The 19,020-nt window shown below is 69.9% G+C and carries 14 protein-coding genes; 7 read left to right on the top strand and 7 right to left on the bottom strand.

Going from position 1 to position 19,020, the window contains the following annotated elements:
• Nucleotides 1–363 precede the first annotated feature (363 nt).
• Nucleotides 364–1,710 carry a helix-turn-helix transcriptional regulator gene (locus tag ACFUPX_RS27765; protein ID WP_383328277.1) on the top strand — a complete coding sequence of 449 codons (1,347 nt, stop codon included), beginning with the start codon at nt 364–366 and terminating at the stop codon, nt 1,708–1,710.
• Nucleotides 1,711–2,351: 641 nt separating this feature from the next.
• Here ACFUPX_RS27765 and ACFUPX_RS27760 read toward each other — a convergent pair.
• From ACFUPX_RS27760 to ACFUPX_RS27740, 5 genes are all read right to left on the bottom strand, one after another.
• The gene (locus tag ACFUPX_RS27760) at nt 2,352–3,143 is read right to left on the bottom strand and encodes an ABC transporter permease (protein ID WP_383328274.1); all 792 of its coding nucleotides are present in this window, start codon (nt 3,141–3,143) and stop codon (nt 2,352–2,354) included.
• On the bottom strand, nt 3,140–4,174 hold the full coding sequence (locus tag ACFUPX_RS27755; protein WP_383328271.1) for an ATP-binding cassette domain-containing protein: 1,035 nt from the start codon (nt 4,172–4,174) through the stop codon (nt 3,140–3,142). The genes ACFUPX_RS27760 and ACFUPX_RS27755 overlap by 4 nt, the downstream gene beginning before the upstream one ends.
• Before the next feature lie 107 nt (nt 4,175–4,281).
• Entirely contained in the window at nt 4,282–5,127 is an 846-nt protein-coding gene (locus tag ACFUPX_RS27750) for a DUF4097 domain-containing protein (RefSeq protein ID WP_383328268.1), read from the bottom strand.
• 130 nt (nt 5,128–5,257) lie between these two features.
• Nucleotides 5,258–5,779, bottom strand: a complete 522-nt coding sequence (locus ACFUPX_RS27745; protein WP_383328266.1) for a toxin-antitoxin system HicB family antitoxin — start codon at nt 5,777–5,779, stop codon at nt 5,258–5,260.
• Between the two features lie 397 nt (nt 5,780–6,176).
• Nucleotides 6,177–6,761 (bottom strand): hypothetical protein, encoded by a 585-nt coding sequence (locus ACFUPX_RS27740; protein WP_383328263.1) that lies wholly within the window; start codon nt 6,759–6,761, stop codon nt 6,177–6,179.
• A gap of 110 nt (nt 6,762–6,871) precedes the next feature.
• Here ACFUPX_RS27740 and ACFUPX_RS27735 point away from each other — a divergent pair, with 110 nt between their 5' ends.
• Entirely contained in the window at nt 6,872–7,465 is a 594-nt protein-coding gene (locus tag ACFUPX_RS27735; protein ID WP_383328260.1) for a TetR/AcrR family transcriptional regulator, read from the top strand.
• Nucleotides 7,466–7,508: 43 nt separating this feature from the next.
• Here ACFUPX_RS27735 and ACFUPX_RS27730 read toward each other — a convergent pair whose 3' ends face one another.
• Nucleotides 7,509–8,009, bottom strand: a complete 501-nt coding sequence (locus tag ACFUPX_RS27730) for an FxLYD domain-containing protein (protein WP_383328257.1) — start codon at nt 8,007–8,009, stop codon at nt 7,509–7,511.
• A gap of 332 nt (nt 8,010–8,341) precedes the next feature.
• Here ACFUPX_RS27730 and ACFUPX_RS27725 point away from each other — a divergent pair, with 332 nt between their 5' ends.
• The 4 genes from ACFUPX_RS27725 to ACFUPX_RS27710 all read left to right on the top strand — a co-directional run bounded on the left by ACFUPX_RS27725 (nt 8,342) and on the right by ACFUPX_RS27710 (nt 15,933).
• A complete protein-coding gene (locus tag ACFUPX_RS27725; RefSeq protein ID WP_383328254.1) occupies nt 8,342–8,740 on the top strand; it encodes a hypothetical protein in 399 nt (132 codons plus the stop codon).
• 98 nt (nt 8,741–8,838) lie between these two features.
• Nucleotides 8,839–9,588 (top strand): response regulator transcription factor, encoded by a 750-nt coding sequence (locus ACFUPX_RS27720; RefSeq protein ID WP_383328251.1) that lies wholly within the window; start codon nt 8,839–8,841, stop codon nt 9,586–9,588.
• The gene (locus ACFUPX_RS27715; protein ID WP_383328248.1) at nt 9,578–11,665 is read left to right on the top strand and encodes a sensor histidine kinase; all 2,088 of its coding nucleotides are present in this window, start codon (nt 9,578–9,580) and stop codon (nt 11,663–11,665) included. The genes ACFUPX_RS27720 and ACFUPX_RS27715 overlap by 11 nt, the downstream gene beginning before the upstream one ends.
• Before the next feature lie 470 nt (nt 11,666–12,135).
• Nucleotides 12,136–15,933 carry a BTAD domain-containing putative transcriptional regulator gene (locus ACFUPX_RS27710; RefSeq protein WP_383328245.1) on the top strand — a complete coding sequence of 1,266 codons (3,798 nt, stop codon included), beginning with the start codon at nt 12,136–12,138 and terminating at the stop codon, nt 15,931–15,933.
• Nucleotides 15,934–16,018: 85 nt separating this feature from the next.
• Here the strand turns inward: ACFUPX_RS27710 and ACFUPX_RS27705 are convergent, their stop codons facing one another.
• Complete coding sequence (locus tag ACFUPX_RS27705) at nt 16,019–17,734, bottom strand: bifunctional 3'-5' exonuclease/DNA polymerase (RefSeq protein WP_383328242.1); 1,716 nt, start codon at nt 17,732–17,734, stop codon at nt 16,019–16,021.
• A 154-nt stretch (nt 17,735–17,888) separates the two neighbouring features.
• Here ACFUPX_RS27705 and ACFUPX_RS27700 point away from each other — a divergent pair, with 154 nt between their 5' ends.
• On the top strand, nt 17,889–18,728 hold the full coding sequence (locus ACFUPX_RS27700) for a nitrilase-related carbon-nitrogen hydrolase (protein WP_383328239.1): 840 nt from the start codon (nt 17,889–17,891) through the stop codon (nt 18,726–18,728).
• Nucleotides 18,729–19,020: the final 292 nt, after the last annotated feature.

Raw genomic sequence — 19,020 nt, 5'->3', positions numbered from 1 at the left:
CACTTGGTGCCTGGTTGCGTCACCAGATCGAAAACCTCTTCTAACGGCGTAAGGCCCCCTGCTGTGAACAGAGGGCCCTCCGGGAGTGACACTCCCACACGCCGGCCCTGCACCCCCGCCTACGGCCTCATGAACCGTGGGGGTCAGGGCCACTTACGTAACTGCTACACGTGGACCGCAGTCCTCAAACGGTGCGGCCGACGGGATCCAACGTCGCGCATTTCCCCGCGTACATCCACCAGTTCTGCCACTTAAAAACCAAGAGTCCCAGGTCAAGTTGGCAGTCGATCTCGTGGCGACACCCGGTCGTGGCAAACAGATGGTACCCCTAAAATGGTCCTAGCGGAGGGAAAGGGGTCGCTGATGGCACGGGGCCTGGCCAACTTCAGCCCGTCGGCGCTGCGGGCGTACCGAACGAACATCTACGCGCGTCCTGGTGTCATGTCGATGACCGCAGAGGAATTGGCGCAGGCGGTTGGTGCGACCAAGGCGCAGATCCTGGCTTACGAGAATGGGCATCGAGTGCCAGATCCTCCAAGACTGAAGGCTCTAGGGCAGGCGTTGGGTATCCACCCCTCGGAGTTGATGGAGCGTCAGGCTGGCACCTCCTGGGATGTTGCCGACGTTCGGCGCGCTTGCGGTCTGCGGGCTCAAGACGTAGTGGATGCTCTGGGCGTATCGCCGAAGAACTACCGCAGGTTCGAGAACGAGGGCATCGTGCCCAGTCGTCGCCCACGCTTCCTGGACGAGGTCGCGGCTCTCTTCCATGTGACACGGGTCAACCTGGAGCGGGCTATCAACAGGACTCCGGCAGTTCAGAAGCGCCAGGAGCGGGCCGCTGAACTGGTCACGGTGCTGGCCGGACGATATGTGTCCATGCCGGGTGAGTGGAAGGGACCAGCATCCGATGACCGAGAGCTGATAGAGCTGGCGGCAGCCTATGGCCGACCTGTGCAGCGCACCCGGCGGGTACTTACCTATGAGCTGGGAGAGCTGCGGCAGAGGCAAGTCCGGGCCGAGCGCGAGCGGGTGATCGCTGACTACGATACGGACCGCGACCGCCAAGCTAACGCACGGCTCGCACTCCATCGGTGGGGCGAGATGTACGAGCGGAAGCTGAGTCAGATACCGCTCCGCCTTGAGAAGTTTCACCGCAATGCGCAGCCGTCGAATATCTGGCAGTTACTTGTTGACCTTCACGACGCGGATGCGGCCGCGTCTCAACGAGGTGAACCCAGCTTCTGGGCTGTAGCGAGACTTCTCTCAGACGACTACGCTCTTCTGCCAGCTCACTTGGTTGAACATCGGAGCCTCGAAACTGTCCCCATCTGCAGGTTGACCATGAACGGCGTGGCCCACGTTGCCAGCTTTTCCGGTTTGTATGCAGAGCTGTATCCGGGAGTGCGTAGGCCGCTTCGCGGCCTTCGGCGATCCGCAAACCCAAAGGCGCGGTCTCACCACGGGGTTGAGGCGTTCTCATTGCCAAATCACCCCGAGCGCTTGGTTGTACCCAGTCCGGCGTTGGAGATGCTGCGAAGTGTTGCGGGTGCTACAAAGGGTTCGGTAGCTGTCGATCTGAGCCCACGAATGCGCCTCACGGTCGGCCTGAATTCCTTGACCGCAGCCCCGCCTGCAGCGCCGGTGGAGCTTGATTTCTCGCGCGTGGACGTATCCGACGAGGATCGGCAGGATGATCCAGAGTCAAAATAGTCCCGTGTCCAAAAGGGACGAGCCGGACTCACCAGTGACGTAGGGGGGGAGCTGTCGGATGATGCGGGGGCGGCTGCGATGATGGGTGTTCACGTGATTCATTGCGTGACTGCCAGCGGCGATGTGGGCATGTCGGTGCCTTGAAATTCCCTTCAAGCTGCACTCATCCCCGACTGCACCAAGCCGGAAGACCACCATGCGGCCTATAGAGACGCCAACGCCAATTACGCGATCTTTGTGTGCATCGCTCGGCATGTGCGCCGTTTGAAGGTGGAGCTTGATGCTATGAACAGCAGCAAGCCCTATGTCCCGGTCCAGTCGTTGACTGTCCTGCAGTCCGCGGTTGGAGCGTTGGTACTGGATGGCACGGTGGTGTAGGCCAACATTGGGGCTGACTACATCTCCATGTGGCCGATCGAGACGGAGAAGAGGGCACGCGAGATCGGGGCTGCGTTCCACGCTGCGACGTGCGGTCTCAAAAAGCTACACATCGCTTTTCCGGGGCAGCGTGAGAGGTCCGTAGCTTCCGAATGAATGTGGACGTTCCCGAACCTGAACCCGACAACTCTATTGCGTAAGTCTGGGGTTCGAATCCCGATAGCGGCTTGCTCTTCTTGCGGGGTGGTGGCGATGGCGGTTGCTTACTTCGGGTCGTTGTTGAATTTTGCCTTGGACCAGTAGTAGCCGAGCAGGGTCAGGGCGAGGGTCCAGGTGAGGGTGAGCCAGCCGTTGTGGCCGATCTCGGTGCCCAGGAGCAGGCCTCGGAGGGTTTCGATGGCCGGTGTGAACGGCTGGTATTCGGCGATGGGCTGGAACCAGCCGGGCATGGCGTCGATGGGGACGAAGGCGCTGGAGAAGAGGGGCAGCAGGATCATGGGCATGGCGTTGTTGCTGGCGGCTTCGGCGTTGGGGCTGATGAGGCCCATGCCTACGGCGACCCAGGTCAGTGCGGTGGCGAAGAGGATGAGCAGGCCGTAGGCGGCGAGCCATTCCAGGAGTGTGGCGTCGGTGGAGCGGAAGCCGATGGCCACCCCTACGGCGCCGACCAGGGTGACGCTGATGACGGCTTGCAGGACGCTGCCGATGACGTGGCCGATGATCACTGAGCCGCGGTGGATGGCCATCGTACGGAAGCGGGCGATGATGCCTTCGGCCATGTCGGTCGAGACGGAGACGGCGGTGCCGACCGTGGTGCCGCCGATCGTCATGAGCAGGATGCCGGGGACGATGTAGGCGATGTATTCGGAGCGGTTGGCGCCGCCGTCGCCGATGCCCGCGCTCATCACGTCGCCGAAGAGGTAGACGAAGAGCAGGAGCAGCATGATCGGGGTGAGGAGGAGATTGAGGGTGAGGGAGGGGTAGCGGCGGGCGTGCAGGAGGTTGCGGCGCAGCATCGTGGACGAGTCGCGCAGGGCGAGGGAGTACGTGCTCATCGGGCTGTCTCCTTTGGGGGGTTGAGGTTGGGGTTGGGGGCGGTGGTGGGGGTTGTGCTGCTGCTGGTCAGGGCGAAGAACACGTCGTCGAGGTCGGGGGTGTGGACCGTCAGTTCGTCCGCTTCGATGCCCTCCGAGTCGAGCCAGTCGAGGATCGAACGGAGCTCGCGCTGGGTGCCGTCGCTGGGGATCTGGAGCGACAGCGCCTCGTCGTCGCGGGTGGCTTCGCGCAACGTGGAGGCGGCGGACTTGTACGTGGTGGGGTCCGTGAAGCGCAGTCGTACGTGTCCGCCGGGGATCAGTCGCTTCAGCTCTTCCGCCGTGCCTTCGGCGGCGATCTTGCCGTCGTTCAACACGGCGATGCGGTCGGCGAGTTCGTCGGCTTCTTCGAGATATTGAGTGGTGAGGAAGACCGTTACGCCGTCCGCCACCAGCTCGCGGATGATGGCCCACATGTTGTGGCGGCTGCGGGGGTCGAGGCCGGTGGTCGGTTCGTCCAGGAAGATGATGCGGGGGTTGCCGACCAGGGTCATGGCGATGTCCAGGCGGCGTTTCATGCCGCCGGAGTAGGTGGATGCGGGCTTCTTCGCGGCCTCGGTGAGGTCGAAGCGCTCCAGCAACTCCGCGGTGACCTTGCGGCCTTCGCGCTTGGGCAGGTGGTGCAGGTCCGCCATGAGCAGCATGTTCTCCTCGCCGGTGATCAGCCCGTCCACGGCGGAGAACTGTCCGGTGACTCCGATCGCCGCGCGTACCGCCTGCGGGTCGGCGGCCAGGTCGTGGCCCGCGACCTGGGCCTGACCGCCGTCTGCCGTGATGAGCGTGGAGAGGATCTTCACTGCCGTGGTCTTGCCCGCGCCGTTCGGGCCCAGCAGTGCGAATACGGAGCCGGCCGGGATGTGCAGGTCGATGCCGTCCAGCACGACCTTGTCGCCGTAGGTCTTGCGCAGGTCGACGGTGGAGATGGCGGCGGGGCGTGGAGGGTCGGCTACGGCGGCTGTTTGATTAGACGTGGGCATGACAGATGAAGGCATGGGGTCCTCCCGATCGAAGGGTGGAGGTGGGGATGGGGGAGTGGAGTGGGGATGGGGTGGGGTGGGGGGTGTGGAGAGGAGGGGAGGGGGAGACGCTGGTGTCGTGGTCAGGCTCGGGCGCGGCGGATGTCGATGTTTCCCCAGCGGGTACGGGCGCGGACCTCGATGGTGTCCTCGGTCTTCTCCGGGGTCTCGGACGCGGTGAGGGTGTTGCGCACCTGTCCGCGGCCCGAGCTGACGTCCAGCCAGGCCGCGGTGCCCTCGCGGATGCCGACGTCGATGGCGCCGTAGCTCGTCTCCAACTGGACCGTCCCGCGGGCCACTTCGGCGACCCGCAGGGTGCCGTGTGCGGTGGTGGCGGTGACCGAGCCCTCGGCGCGCTCAATGCTGATGTCGCCGTTCGCGCCGCTCACGCGCAGGTCACCGAGCGCCGTGCCGACGGTCGTGGAACCGTGCGAGTTCTTCAGGACCGCGGCTCCGTCCAGGATGCCGACGCGCAGGCTGCCGGAGCTGGTGGTGATCTCGGCGGAGCCCTCGACCCGGTCGACGGTGATCGAGCCGTGGGCGGCGGTCAGCTTCAGGGGGCCCGTCGTGTCGAGGCGGACGTCGCCGGACGACGTCTTCACGCGGACCTCGCCGAGCCGGCCCTCGCCGAGCACCTGGGTCCAGGCACCGTTCAGTTCGACGCCGGAGTCCGTGGGCAGTTCGACCGTCACGTCCACCGTTCCGGTGGGGCCGACGAGGTAGCGCTGCTTGGGCGTCTTGATGTGCAGCTTGCCGTTCGAGTACGTGACTTCGGTCTGCTCGGCGGCCCGGACGTCCTGGCGCTTCTTCGGGTCGCGGGGGGCTACTTCCACGACGGTGTCGGCGCGGTCGGCCGCGGCGAACTGGATCGAGCCCGCGTCCACCTGGGCGTTGACCGAGATCGGCTGGGGAGTGTCGAAAGAAGGCATGGCTGTCCCGTCCTCTTGGGTCCTCTTGGGCCCTCTTGAATGTTCGTGGCGTCCCCGCTGGGAGGGGAGGGAACGTGGTGGCGTGGTGTTGTGGTGGCGTGGTGTTGGCCGGCTGGTTCGCGGCTGCTGGTCAGCTCACCCAGCCCGTGAAGCTCTGACCGATGGCCCTTGTCTTCGCAGGGGGACGGGGAGCGGCGCCGCCCGTGTCGACCGCGGCCGATACGGCTCGGGTCAGCCACGCGTTGACCGAGAGGCCCTCGCGGGTCGCTGCCTCCTCGGCGCGGGCCTTGAGGTGGGCCGGCAGGCGGAGATTGACGCGGGCGGTGCCGCCCTCGTCGGCGTCGGCCGGGGTGGGCGCCGGGGCCGGAGGCGGTGCCGGTGCGTCGAGCTGCTCGGTGCGGTCCTCGTGCTGCGGGAGCACCACCACGAAGTCGGGGTCGAGGCCGCGCAGTCGTACGTCGACCGAGCCGGGGGCGAGCTCGCGGGTGATCTCGTCCATCGCGGCGGAGAGCACGTTGAGCATGGTCAGACGGGTCGCCGACTCCAGCGGGGCGGTGAGGCGCTCGGCCAGTTCGCGGGCGTCCTGGCCGCCTGCTTCGGCGGCCACCGCGAGTTCGCGGCGGAGGGTGTCGACATACGGCGTGAGGTCCATGACGCCATCATGGCACCAGTTTGGCGCCATGTGCAAGGGGTGGTGGCGTCGGGTGGGGGGTGGGTGCGCGCGCCAAGCCCTTGACCTGCGGAGACGTCGGGTGCCGGGTGTGAGTCATGTTGGCGCCGGATGCGTTCTTGTGTCTTGTGGAGCGCGAGGTGACGCCAAGCGGTGCCAAGCGGTGCCAGGTGGTGCCATGTAGCGCTAGGTGGTCCTCGAGAGTGTGGCCGGGTCCGGGTTCGGCCGTGCGACCCCCTCGTCCGCACGGGCGGACGCGGGTCCGGCCAGGGGTTCAGTCTGGACCTCTGGGTGCCCAGATTGGAAGATGTTTCTAGAAAGTTGTAATGCACGAGGGCGCGGGTGCGGTACGTGTGGATGCTGGGGCGCCGCGCTTTTTTCAGCGTGCGTATGAGCCCAGGCCAACCAGGCAGTAGACGTACTCGTTGATGGTCGAGCCGTTGAGGGTGTAGCGGTACGAGAAGGCGTACTGCGTCTTGGGGTTGTCGTCGCAGCGGCTCATCTCCGACGTCAGGGGGATCGTCTGGATCACCTCGTAGTGCGCGTCGGACGCCGAGCAGGAGACCTCCTCCACGTCGTTGACCTCCTGCGCGGTCGTCGAGTCCGGCAGGGTGCCGTTGAGGCAGGTGCCCGACTCGAAGGGGGTGGGGGCCTCGCTCGTGGGGGTGGCCGCGGGGGCGGGGGCGGCGTCGGTGGCGGTGCCGGTCGCGGTCTCGTACGGATCGCCGGTGGACGGGGTGTCCGTGAAGGGGTCGCTGGTGTACGGGGTGCCGGTGGACGGGTCGTACGATCCCTGGCTCGTCGAGGAGCCCGGAGCGGCGGTGTCGCTGTCGTCCTCCCCCTGGTTCAGCAGCAGGATGACGACGAGTACGGCGCCGATGGCGCCGAGTGCCGCCAGGCAGCCGCGGGCGGTGGAGCCGGGTGCGGAGCCAGGCCGCGGCGCTGGCGATATGGGTTCAGACACGGGGTCAGTATGATTCAGCCGGGCGTTTTAGTGGAGTGCTTTTCTAGAAAGACACTTTAGAAATTCTGCCGCAGTTCGGTGGAAGTGGTGTGCTCTACGCTGGTGGCACCATGAGCCCCAAGCAACAACGCGGTGAAGAGACCGCCGACCGACTCCTGGATGCTGCGCTCCAGGTCTACGCCGAGGCCGGAGAGCAGGGCGTCACCGTCGGTGCGCTCACCAAGGCCAGCGGTGTCAGCCTCGGCAGTCTCTACCACCACTTCGGCAGCGTGGACGGTCTCATGAACGCGCTGCTGCTGCGCTGGCTCGGACTTCTCCTCGCCGATCTCGGGACTTCCGTGGAGCGGTCCCGTACGGCGCGGACCGGGGTTCGCGCCCTCGTACGGGCCTATCTGAAGTTCATCAAGGAGAACCCGGACGGCGCCCGGCTCCTGCACTCCTCGTACGCCGACCGGCTCGGGATGGCTCAGGCCCGGCAGCTCCGTGACGCCCAGGAAGCCAGGCTGTCCCCGTTGACCGCGTGGATGCAGCAGCACGTCGACTCGGGTGAGGTCGCTCCGCTGCCCATGTCCATGATCGAGGGGCTCGTCCTGGGGCCCGTCGTCGCGACGGCGCGGCGGTGGCTCGCCGGGTTCGATGACGTCGACCTTGATCAGGCCGCGCGGCTTTTGCCCGAGCGGATTATGCGGTCGATCAGTCCCTGAGGCTCTGGTCCCGGGGAGGGGTGGGGGGAGTGAGGGGGGGTGGTCAGTGGCGTAGGGCCTTGCTGATCTCTGCCTTCGGGGTGCCTGACAGGGAGCGGTTGCTGCGGGCCGTCGCGGACTTCGACCGGGCGGCGTCCACGTCGGTGATGTTGAGGACGGCCGTGTCCAGGAGGTTGCCGTCGCTGTCGCGGAAGTTGACGGAGACGGTGTAGTCCGCCTTCTTGTCCGTGCTGTTGGTGGCCGTGATCTTTGCCGTTGCCCGGTCGTCGTCGGACGTGGTGGGGCCGTCGACCTTCACGTCGGCCTTCGCGTCCACGCCGTCCTTCACCTCGGCCATCTTGGAGGCGGCGGCTTCTGTGGCGGAGGAGACGGCTTCGCCCGCCTTTGCCGTCGCGGAGGCGGCTCTGTCCTTGGCCTTGTCCACGTCGCTGTCGGAGCAGGCGGTGGTGGTGAGGGCGAGGAGGGCGGCGATGGCCGCGATGGCCGTGGCGGTGGTGGCGGTGGTGGCGGTGGTGGCGAGGCGGGTGGCTCGGGTGTGGGTCATGCGGACCACCTTCGGGGTGGTGGGGCTTGGGTGCGAGGTGGGGCGGCCGTATGGGCTCTGGGTCGTCCCGTCTGCGGGGGCGCGGGGTGTGCTGCGGTGCGGGTGTGTCTTGGGGGCGGGGCCGCGCCGGTATGTCCGTCCTCGCTATCGTCCGGTGGCCGCGGGGGTTCTTCGGCGGGGGAGTCCAGCGAACCGTGCTCCGGGCAGACATACCGGCACGTCCCCTCGCGTCTCGATGCCGACTGCGGCCGATCGCTGGTTGCTGGCGGGGTGATCGGAGGGGCGGGGAGGGCCGGTGCCGTGTCCGTGCAAGGGGATGCGAGGATGCCGCGATGAGTGGAGATGCTGAGTCGTACGTTCGGTTTCAGTCCCCCTCGCGCCACCAGCGCGGGCATTTCACCGGGGTGTTCGGTCTGGTCAACGGCCTTGCCAGGAACGGGCGGTTGACGGCTGAGCAGGAGCGGTTCCGGCGTACCAACAACGATTGGTACGACAACGCTTATCCAGACCCCTCGACCGTTGATCCCACCATCTACGACCACGACGTGAACCCCCGCGCCGTCGCCTGGTTCAAGGTCACCGCCACTCATCTCATCGAGCGCGTACCCGGCTATCTGGAGATCCTCGACGCGCACGGCATCGAGTGCCGGGTGGTGCGGTCGTCGGATCCTGGGCGGGTCGTGTACGAGGACGAGTTTCAGGTCGTGGTCGTGCCGTACGACGAGGGGTAGGGCGGGGCCCAAGGGGCGGGGCGGGGAGTTATGTGGATCCTGTCAGGCCGCTGTCCGGATTCCGTCAGGCCCGGTCCGCCCCGCTTATGCTCCAGACCATGTGCGCATTTGTCCTGGTCGCGGAGGACGACGAGAAACAGGCCGAGCTGGTCCGCCGCTATCTGGAGCGTGAGGGCCACACGGTCGCCGTCGTCCACGACGGGCGCGCCGCGATCGACGAGGTGCGGAGCAGGACGCCGGATCTGCTCGTGCTCGACGTGATGATGCCGCGGGTCGACGGGCTCGGTGTCACGCGCGTCCTGCGGGGTGGGAACGGGCCCGTGGCCGGGATTCCGATTCTGATGCTGACCGCCCGGACGACCGAGGACGATCTGCTGCTCGGGCTCGATCTCGGGGCCGACGACTATCTGACGAAGCCGTACAGCCCGCGCGAGCTGATGGCCCGTGTCCGTACGCTGCTGCGGCGCTCCCAGGGCACGCACCATCCGGTCGTCGAGGGGGCCGAGGCCGGTTCGCGGGTGCTGCGGGTGGGTGGGCTCTCCGTTGATCCCGTGCGGCACGAGGTGACCGTCGACGGGCGGCTCGTGGAGTGCACTCCGGGGGAGTTCGAGCTCCTTGCGACGCTGGCGGCGGAGCCTGAGCGGGCGTTCACGCGGCCCCAGCTGCTTGATCGTATCCACGGGTCGTCGGGGTATATATCGGTGCGCACCGTCGACGTACATATTCTCAATCTGCGCAAGAAGATCGAGGTCGATCCGCGCAGGCCGCGTCATCTCGTGACCGTCTTCGGCGTCGGGTACAAGCTCACGGGCGCGGCCCTCGGGGCGGCGGCCCGTCGTGGTGCGTGACATACCGTTCCGCAAGAGTCTGCTGCCCCGGCTGCTCGCCGTGTCCGTGCTCGTCTCCGTGGTCTCGATCGCCGCCACCGCCTGGCTCGCCGCGCAGACCACGTCCGGCGCGATCCGGCAGGAACAGGGGCAGGTGCTTGCCGACGATGCCCGTGTCTACGACGAACTGCTGGCCCTGGCGGCCGGTGCGCCCGGGTGGCAGGGCGCCGAGAAGACCGTGCGGGAGCTGGCCCGCAAGACCGGGCGGCGTATCACCCTGACCACGCAGGACCGTGTCGTCATCGCCGACTCGCGAGGCAAGGGTGGCGGGGGAGGCGGCAAGGGGGCCGCCGGGGTCGGGCTGCCGTCCAAGGCCTCGGCCGTCGTCGATCCGCTCGCCGTCGACGGGGCGCTGACCGCGGGGGCGGGCAGCGCGGACGCGGAGGCCGGGGGGCAGGACCGCATCGATCCGCGGGCGGTCGGGCCCTTCCGGCTGCCGGCCGCGGAGCGGAAAGAGCTGGCGAAGGTGGCCGCGGGCGTCGTGGGCTGCATGCACGGCCTCGGGGTTTCCGCCCGTGTCGTCCAAGGGCCGAGCGGGCGTCCACGCGTCGAGGCACCCAACGATCCGTCCCAGATCCTCGACTCCAGCTGCCACGACTACCGGCTCGACATGCCCACCCGTGCCGAGAGCAAGGCGCTGGACCGGCTCAACGAGCTCACCAACGCCTGTCTGCGGCGCGGGGACGCCCCGCCCGTGAAGGTCGGGCTCGATCTGACGTGGTGGCAGTCGGTGGGCGTGTTCGACCGTGACTCCGGGCGTTACATCCCCACGGAGACGGAGACGGAGACGGATACGGAGAAGCCGGTGGCCGGGGGTGCGGGTGCGTCGGGCGGGGCGGATGCCGCGCCGGGGCCGGGTGCGCCTTCGAAGGAGCCGGGCAGGGCGCCTGCGAGCAGGACGCCCACCAGCACCCCGTCGGAATCGCCGTACCCGCCCGAACCGGCGGGCGGTGTCAGCAGCGTCGGCAATGAGTACGACACCAAGACCGCCGCCTGCGTGGGCAGCGCCCGGCGCGAGCAGCTCGGGTTGTACGTCTCCGAGCCCGCGCTCCTCTTCGTCACCAGCTCCGACGGTTCGCGCACGGCGGCGGCCCGCGCGGTCGAGAGCTCGCGGTTCAGCCTCTCCGGGGCCAACACCTTCCGGCTCGCGGGCCTCTCGGCGGGCATCCTCGCGGTGACGGTCGCCGTGACCGCGTTCGCCGCGACCCGGCTGACCCGGCCGCTGCGCGCGCTGACCGCCGCGACCCAGCGCATGAAGACGGGCGAGGCGGCCGAACCCGTCACGGCGCGTTCGGCGGGATCGGCGGGGGAGATCCGCCAGCTCGCCGACGCCTTCAACGACATGGCCGCGCACCGCAAGGCCCTTGAGGACCAGCGCCAGGCGATGGTGAGCGACGTCGCGCACGAGTTGCGTACGCCGCTTTCGAACATCCGCGGCTGGCTGGAGGCGGCCGAGGACGGGGTGGTCGCCACCGACCCGGAGCTCGTCGGATCGCTCCTCGAAGAGGCCCTGCTGCTCCAGCACATCGTCAACGACCTCCAAGATCTGGCCGCCGCCGACGCCGGTACGCTCCGGCTGCACCGCGAGCCCGTGCACGCCTCCGACGTCGTGGACCAGGTCGCGGCGGCGCACCAGGCGGGGGCCGAGGCGGCGGGCGTACGGCTGAGCGCGACGACGCACGGCGATCCCTGCTTCACGGCCGACCCGCTCCGGCTCCGGCAGGCCATCGGCAACCTGGTCTCCAACGCGATCCGGCACACCCCGGAGGGCGGCAGCGTCACGATCGGCTGCCGCGCCACGCTCGACGCGGTGGTGGTGGAGGTCGCCGATACGGGTACCGGCATCGACCCCGACGATCTGCCCCACGTCTTCGACCGCTTCTGGCGCGCGGACAAGTCACGTACGCGGTCGACCGGCGGCAGCGGGCTCGGCCTCGCGATCGTCCGCCAGCTCGTGGAGGGGCATGGGGGGACGGTGACGGCACGGAGTACGCCGGGGGAGGGAGCGGTGTTCACGGTGCGGGTGCCGGCGGAGTGAGGGGGCTATCGCCGGTGGGCGTGCGGGTGGGGATGGGAGATGGTCGACGTGGGCGAAGGGTGGGCGAAGGGTGGGCGAAGGGTGGTCGATCGGTGAGCACCTGGTGCCGGAATCCGGTGGTTGGTGCGTGTGGCCGGGGGCCGTGGGGCGTGGCTCTCGCGTGCGCGTGGGTACGGTGACGTGCGCGCACGTGCGTACGTACGGTGACTTGTGCGCTCGTTTGGTGACTTGTACGCGCGTGCGGTAACTCGTGCACCGCTGCCTCGATTCCGCGGGCACCTCAACTTCTCCTCCCCGTACGGAAGTTGAGAATGCCTCGCAGAAACTGAGCGGGCCCGGCCGCAACGGTGACACTCCCCCGAGTTACGCCGCTTGGCGCGAGTACCGGCGGGGCCGGGCCCGATGTGTTGATTCCATCAGGTTCCGCCAACCGATCGCTAACATGTGGCCAACGGTTGGCGGGAGATGGCGTGGACGTGCGGTGCGACGGGTTGCGGTTCGGACTCCTGGGCGCGCCTGCCGTGTACGACGCCGAGGGCGAGCCCCAGCCCGTGCAGAGCGCCAAGGGCCGGGCCCTGCTGGCCGCGCTGCTGCTCGAACCGGGGCGGGCGGTCTCCGTCGACGCCCTCAAGGACGCACTGTGGGGCGGCGCGCCGCCCGCGTCCGCGCATGCCTCGCTGCAGAACCACGTGACGCGGCTGCGCCGCCTCCTCGACGATCCGGAACGGCTGCGGGCGGTGCCTCCGGGGTACCGGCTGCGGGTGGCCGACGGCGAGCTGGACGTGCGGGTCTTCGAGCAGTTGGTCGCGCAGGCACGGGCCGCTTACGCGGAACGGGACTGGGACGGCTGTGCGGCTGCCGCGGCCGGCGCGCTCTCCCTGTGGCGCGGTACTCCGCTGGGCGGGCTGCCCGCGGACGCTACGGGGCACGCGCTGGTGCCGCGCCTGGAGGAGGCGCGGCTCCTCGCCCTCGAACTGCGTTACGACGCGGAGCTGGCGATCGGGGCCGGGGGCGGGGGTGGGCTCGTTCCGGAGCTGGCGGAACTGGTCGCCGAGTATCCCTTGCGGGAGACCTTCCACCGGCAACTGATGCTGGTGCTGCACCGCACGGGCCGCCAGGCAGAGGCACTCGCCGTCCACCGCGAGCTGCGGCGCAGACTGGTGGAGGAACTGGGCGTGGAGCCGGGCGCCTCGGTACGGGCCGCGCATCGCGAGGTACTGCGGGAGCCTGCGGGGGTGGGGTTGGCGGGTGCTGTTGGTGGGGGTGCTGTGGGTGCTGCGGCTCCTGTTGCTGCTGTGGGTGGGGTGGGTGCTGCGGCTCCTGTTGTAGCTGTCGCTGCTGTGGGTGGGGTGGCTCCTGCGGCTCCTGTCGCTCCCGCGGCTTCTGCGGGTGCGGTGGCTCCGGTGGTGGGTTCGGTTGGTGTGGGGTCGGCGGGGCGTGAGTTGGGCCCTGCGAGCCCTGCGGGGTCGGCGGGGCGTGAGTCGGGCCTTGCGGGCCTTGCGGGGTCGGCGGGGCGTGATCTGGCCGCAGTTGCGGGGCCCGGTCCGGGTTCCGGTTTGGGTTCCGGTTTGGGGTCTACCGCGGGTTCTGGCCCTGGGCCCGAAGCAGGAGCTGGGCCGGGGCTCGCGGTGTCCGCAGCAGCAGCTAGCCCGTCGCCCGCGGTGCACGCAGGCTCGGGAGTTGCAGCTCCTGTCAGTTCGTCGCCCGCAGCTCCCGTCGGCCAGGGGCCCGCAACTCCCGGGCTCGCGGTGTCCGCAGCAGCCGCCAGTCCGTCGCCCGCGGTGCACGCAGGCCCGGGAGGCGCAGCTCCTGTCAGTTCGTCGCCCGCAGCTCCCGTCGGCCAGGGGCCCGCAACTCCCGTCGGCCCGTCGCCCGCAGCCTCCGCCGGACCAGGGGTCGCGGCACCCGCCAGCCCCGTCCCCGCAACGCCCGCCGCCCCGGCCCCCGAAGAACCCCCCGCGCCAGGGCCCGACGCAGCGACCCCCGCGGCCCACGCCCCGCCCGCGTCCCCTCCTCCACCCACAGCCACCCTCACCCCCACCCCCATCCGCCCCGCTCAACTCCCGCCCTCCCCGCCCCACTTCACCGGGCGCGAGGAAGTAGTCCGCTCCCTCGCACAGCTCCTCGCAGGGCCGCTCCCCACGGGGGCGGGCGGCAGCGGTGGCGTGCTCGGGAAGGTGGCCGGATCCGCGCCTCCCGTAGCCGTCCTGTCCGGCATGGCAGGCGTGGGGAAGAGTGCGCTTGCCCTGCATGTGGCGCATCGGCTGCGGGAGCACTTTCCCGATGGGCAGCTCTACGTCAATCTGCGCGGGGCCACCCCGGGGATGACGCCCCTCACCTCCGATCAGGCCCTCGCCGCCCTGCTCCGCGACCTCGGGGTCGAGTCGAGCAACAGTCCCGAACACCCGGACGCCGCAGCCGCGTTGCTCCGTTCGCTGCTCGCGCCCACCCGTACCCTGCTGGTCCTGGACGACGCGGCCACCGCCGCCCAGCTACGGCCGCTGCTGCCCGCGGGCTCCGGCTGCGCGGTCATCGTCACCAGCCGTTCTCCGCTCACCGCGCTCGACGGCGCGGGGCGTTTCCCGCTCGAACCGCTCTCCGAAGGGGACAGCGTCGCCCTGCTGCGCGCCGCCTCCGGACGCGCGGGGCTCGACGCGGGGCACCCGTTGGTCGAGCTCGCGGGGCGCCTCCCGCTGGCCCTGCGCATCATCGCCGCCCGCCTCGCCGCCCGCCGCGCGCTCACCCCGGACGCCCTCGCCGAACTCCTCACCGTCAGCGGCGGGCGCCTGCATCACCTGGAGCACGACGACTTGAGCGTGCGGCGCTCGCTCGCCGTGGCCCTGGACGCGCTGCGTACCTCGGAGCGCGAGTCCGACCGGGACGCGGCCGCCGCCCTCGCCGCGATCGGCGCGCTCGACCTTCCGGCGTACGGAGTCCCTCTCTTAGCAAGCCTGTTGGAGGTGGAGGAGTGGCGCGCGGGCGCCGCACTCGACCGGCTCGTCGACGTCGCGCTTCTCGACGAGACGGCCTACGGCCGCTACGCCCCGCACGATCTCGTACGCGACTTCGCGAGGGAGGCGGCCCACCAGGGCGGGCCGGGGGCGGCGGCGGTGGACGTCGTGGAATCCGCGCTCCAGTGGTACGCGGAGGCGGCGCGCCAAACCGTGCTGGCGATCATGCCGGAGGGCCTCGACCGTGACGACCGGCTGCGGGGAGTCGACGAGCGGCTGCCGCCCCGGCGGCGTGCAGACAGGGCGGCAGATGGCTCTCTCGCCTCTGCCGTACCCGCCGTGCCCGCCGTACCCGCCATGTCCACCGATGACGCCTTCGCCTGGGGCGACACGGAACTCACCAACGTCATCGCCCTCGCCGACCGCCACGGCCGCGAATCCGTCCTCCTGCCCGTGCTGGTCCGCTGCTTCTTCTCCTACCTCAAGCGCCGTGGCCGGCTGGCCGAGGCGGACCTCCTGAACCGCCTGGCCGTCACCGCCGCCCGACGCTGGAGCGACACCGCGAGCGAGGCGCAGGCCCTCACCGACCTCGCGGGCCTCAACTACGTGTCGGGGCACAGCGACACGGCGCTCGCCCTGATCGACGAGGCCCTGACACTCTGGCGCGAGCTCGACCTCGTCTCGTTCGTGCACCGCGCCGTCCTCAACCGCAGCCTCCTCCTCGAAGCGCTGGGCCGCTTCGAGGAATCGGCCCAGGCGCTGCACCAGAGCCTGGAACTGGCCAAGGACCTGGACGACCCCTTGAGCGAGGCCTTCGCCCTCAGCCACCTCGGCAACATCTACGAACACAGCGACGTGCGCACCGCGCTCGACTACCACGAGCGGAGCCTGGCGATCGGCGAGACGCTCGCCCACGCGGGCGTCCGCCAGGAAGCCCACTGCGACATCGGCCACGCCCACCTCCTCCTCGGCGAACCGGCCGTCGCGCTCACGCACTTCGAGGAGAGCCTGCGCATCCACGGCGAGGCCGAGGACTGGCACAACGAGTCCAAGGTGCGCCTCGGCGTCGTCCGCGCCCTGCGCGAGCTGTGCCGGACCCAGGACGCGACGCGCGAGTGCGCCGATCTCCTGGAGCGTGCGGAGCAGCGGGCCGACGCGCACATGGCGGGGCTGGCCCGCCACCAGCACGGACTCCTGCTGTACGCGCAGGGGTGCGCCGAAGAGGCGTACGCGCAGTGGCGGTCGGCGCTGGCGGCGCTGGACGGCACGGACAGCAGCGAGGTCGTCGGCGAGCTGAAGAACTTGCTGGCGGGCTGAAGGCGTCCGGGTCAGGTCCACGGTCTGTATGGCTTGTATGGTCCGTATGGCCTGTACGGCCTCTGCGCCTTTCGGCTTCCGCGGTCTACTTCGCGTCCGCGTAGCACTCCACCACGGCCACGGAGAACGGGAAGCGCACCGGCGTCTCGCCGAACGCGATGCGTCCCGCGAGATCCCCGGCCGCGCGGATCGCTTCCGTGATCGCCTCGGCCTCCTCCTGCGGGCAGTGCACGATGACCTCGTCGTGCTGGAAGAAGACGAGCTCGGCGCGGAGACCGGCCGCGGCTATGGACTGGCGAAGGGCGGCCAGCATCAGCAGGGCCCAGTCGGCAGCGCTGCCCTGGACGACGAAGTTACGGGTGAAGCGGCCACGGGCCCGGGTGTTGGACGAGGCGTAGCCGGGGGTGAACTCGCCGTCCTGGGAGGGGAGTTCGGCCGGGGCCTCCTGGGGGATGCCCGCCTCGTCGAAGTCCTCCGCGCCGGCCGCGGGCGGGCTCGTGCGGCCCAGCCAGGTACGTACGAGGCGGCCCTCCTCGCCCGCCTTCGCCGCGTCGTCCACGTACGCGACCGCGGCGGGGAATCTGCGGCGCAGCGCCGCCAGGTTCTTCAGGCCGTCGCCCGACGTCTGGCCGTAGACGGCCCCGAGGAGCGCGATCTTGGCGTGGTCGCGGTCGCCGGAGAACGCGCGGTCCGAGAGGCGCGTGTAGAGATCCTCGTGGCTGCCGGCCACCTCCATCAGGCCCCGGTCGCGGGAGATCGCGGCGAGGACCCGCGGCTCCATCTGGTCGGCGTCGGCGACGACGAGCCGCCAGCCGGGGTCGGCGACGACCGCCCGCCGGATGATCTTCGGGATCTGCAGCGCACCGCCGCCGTTCGTCGTCCAGCGTCCGCTGACGGTGCCGCCCGGCGTGTACTCGGCCCGGAAGCGGCCGTCGCGCACCCAGTCCTGGAGCCAGCTCCAGCCGTGCGCCGTCCAGATCCGGTACAGCTTTTTGTACTCGACGAGGGGCCGTACGGCAGGGTGGTCGATCTCCTCCAGCTCCCAGCGCCGGGTGGACTTGACCCTGATCCCTGCCTGCGCGAAGGCCTTGATGACGTCGTTCGGCAGGTCGGGGCGGACGCGGCGGCCGAAGGCGGCGGAGATCTCGTCGGCGAGCTCGGCGAGACGGCGGGGCTCGGCCGCTCCCGCGTTCCTGCCGCCTCCCGCATAGCGCTCGCCGAGCAGCTCGGTGAGCAGGGCGTGGTGGACGTCGGCGCGCCAGGGGAGGCCCGCGACGTTCATCTCGGCGGCCACCAGCATCCCCGCCGACTCGGCCGCCGTGAGCAGCCGCATCCTGCCGGGGTGCTCGGCGGCCCCATGTCTTCGCTGCTGGTCGGCATACACCTCCAGGAGGGCCTCGAAGGGGAGGGAGGTGACGGGGGAGGGCTCGAAGAGGGAGTCCTGGGCGCCGGGGGACGCGGCTCTGGGGGGCGGGTCGTTCGGCACCGGGGCATTGTGCAGCCGGGCCCAGGCGGCGGCTGCCGAGCGGGGCTCGCCGAGGCGGCCCTCGTGACCTAGGAGGAGGAGCTCGGCGTCCTCGACGTCGTAACACCTGTCGACCCGGACGCCCGCCGCGAGCAGCGCGGGATAGATCTCGGCGGTGGACCGCCAGACCCAGCGGCTCGCGTCGGGTCTGTCGCGCACGGCTTTCGCGAGGTGCGGCTCGTGCAGGACGGGCCCCGAGGGCAGGCCGTCATCCCCGAGGGGGGCGAGGGTGGCGCCACCGGCCTCGGTGGCGGCGACGGCCCACCTTTCGGTCATACGGCCGAGTCTGTCACCAGCCACTGACAATCCCGCGGAGGGCTTTTGCGGAGCGCCTTCGCGGAGGGCTCCAGGGGGGTGACCTTGCCACGGCCCGGGGCCAGGTGGATTCCCCGACATGCGGGGGATGCCGGGCGCTGCGAGGCTCGGAGCCATGAGAGTGGCCCTTGCGCAGACCGACTGTGTCCTCGGCGAGGTGGACGAGAACCTCGCCGTGGCGCGCGACCAGATCGGCCAGGCGGCGGCGCAGGGCGCCGACCTCGTCGTCTTCCCCGAGCTGAGTCTGCACGGCTACCACCTGGGCGGCCTGAAGCGGGACACGTCGCTTGACGTGACGGACATCCGCCTCCTTGAGCTCTCGACGTTCGGCCCCGACGTGATCGTCGGCCTGCACGAACACACGAGCTTGCGCGCGTACAACACGTCCGCGTACTACGCGAACGGCCAACTCCTGCACGGACACCGGAAGTTGTACCTCCCCAACTACCTGGCCTGGGAGGAGCGCAAGCACGTTAGCCCCGGTCAGCACCTGCGTGCGTACGACCTGCCGGGCGGGCACGGGAGGGCGGCGACCCTCGTCTGCAACGACGCGTGGCAGCCGGTGCTGCCGTGGCTTGCGGTGCAGGACGGTGCCGAGGTCATCGTCATCCCCACGAACAGCGCGGCGAGCCTGGATCCCGAGGCGATGGACACGGGCCTGTACTGGGACACGCTGCTGTCCTACACGGCCCGCATGCTCCAGTGCTGGGTGGTCTTCGTGAACCGGGTCGGGAACGAGAACGGGGCTTCGTTCTGGGGCGGTTCGCGGGTGGTGGACCCGCGGGGGACGGTGGTGGCGCAGGCGCCGAAGTGGGAGCCGGGCCTGGTGACGATCGACATCGACGTCCATGAGGCCCGCCGGCAGCGGCGTGCGGTTCCTCTTGTGGCGGAGGCGCGGCTGGGGCTTGTCGATCGGGAGGTGCGGCGGTTGATCGATGAGGGGGGAGACAGCTGAGGGGCGCCTGCGGCGGGCTGGGCGGTCCTTGTTTCTTGCCGCCGCTGGGCGCTGGCGCTGTGCCTTTCCTGATCCCCGCGGCTTTGCCCGTTCCGAAGGGCCCTCCCCACCCACCCGCCCGATTGCCCGGCGGCCTTGCCTGTGCCGAACAGGCCTTTCCCGCCCGCCCGCCCGATTGCCCCGTGGCCTTGCCTGTACCGAACAGGCCTTTCCCGCCCGCCCGCCCGATTGCCCCGTGGCCTTGCCTGTACCGAACAGGCCTTTCCCGCCCGCCCGCCCGATTGCCCCGTGG

Source organism: Streptomyces sp. NPDC057302, assembly GCF_042667685.1.
Lineage (GTDB): Bacteria > Actinomycetota > Actinomycetes > Streptomycetales > Streptomycetaceae > Streptomyces.
This window is presented reverse-complemented; position numbering and strand designations above follow the sequence as displayed.

Excerpts from the sequence above, each read along its gene's own strand:
- ACFUPX_RS27745 (WP_383328266.1), bottom strand. The coding sequence starts at position 5,779 with ATGGACCTCACGCCGTATGTCGACACCCTCCGCCGCGAACTCGCGGTG.
- ACFUPX_RS27765 (WP_383328277.1), top strand. The coding sequence starts at position 364 with ATGGCACGGGGCCTGGCCAACTTCAGCCCGTCGGCGCTGCGGGCGTAC.
- ACFUPX_RS27720 (WP_383328251.1), top strand. The coding sequence starts at position 8,839 with ATGTGCGCATTTGTCCTGGTCGCGGAGGACGACGAGAAACAGGCCGAG.
- ACFUPX_RS27735 (WP_383328260.1), top strand. The coding sequence starts at position 6,872 with ATGAGCCCCAAGCAACAACGCGGTGAAGAGACCGCCGACCGACTCCTG.
- ACFUPX_RS27705 (WP_383328242.1), bottom strand. The coding sequence starts at position 17,734 with ATGACCGAAAGGTGGGCCGTCGCCGCCACCGAGGCCGGTGGCGCCACC.
- ACFUPX_RS27700 (WP_383328239.1), top strand. The coding sequence starts at position 17,889 with ATGAGAGTGGCCCTTGCGCAGACCGACTGTGTCCTCGGCGAGGTGGAC.
- ACFUPX_RS27755 (WP_383328271.1), bottom strand. The coding sequence starts at position 4,174 with ATGCCTTCATCTGTCATGCCCACGTCTAATCAAACAGCCGCCGTAGCC.
- ACFUPX_RS27750 (WP_383328268.1), bottom strand. The coding sequence starts at position 5,127 with ATGCCTTCTTTCGACACTCCCCAGCCGATCTCGGTCAACGCCCAGGTG.
- ACFUPX_RS27730 (WP_383328257.1), bottom strand. The coding sequence starts at position 8,009 with ATGACCCACACCCGAGCCACCCGCCTCGCCACCACCGCCACCACCGCC.
- ACFUPX_RS27760 (WP_383328274.1), bottom strand. The coding sequence starts at position 3,143 with ATGAGCACGTACTCCCTCGCCCTGCGCGACTCGTCCACGATGCTGCGC.
- ACFUPX_RS27725 (WP_383328254.1), top strand. The coding sequence starts at position 8,342 with ATGAGTGGAGATGCTGAGTCGTACGTTCGGTTTCAGTCCCCCTCGCGC.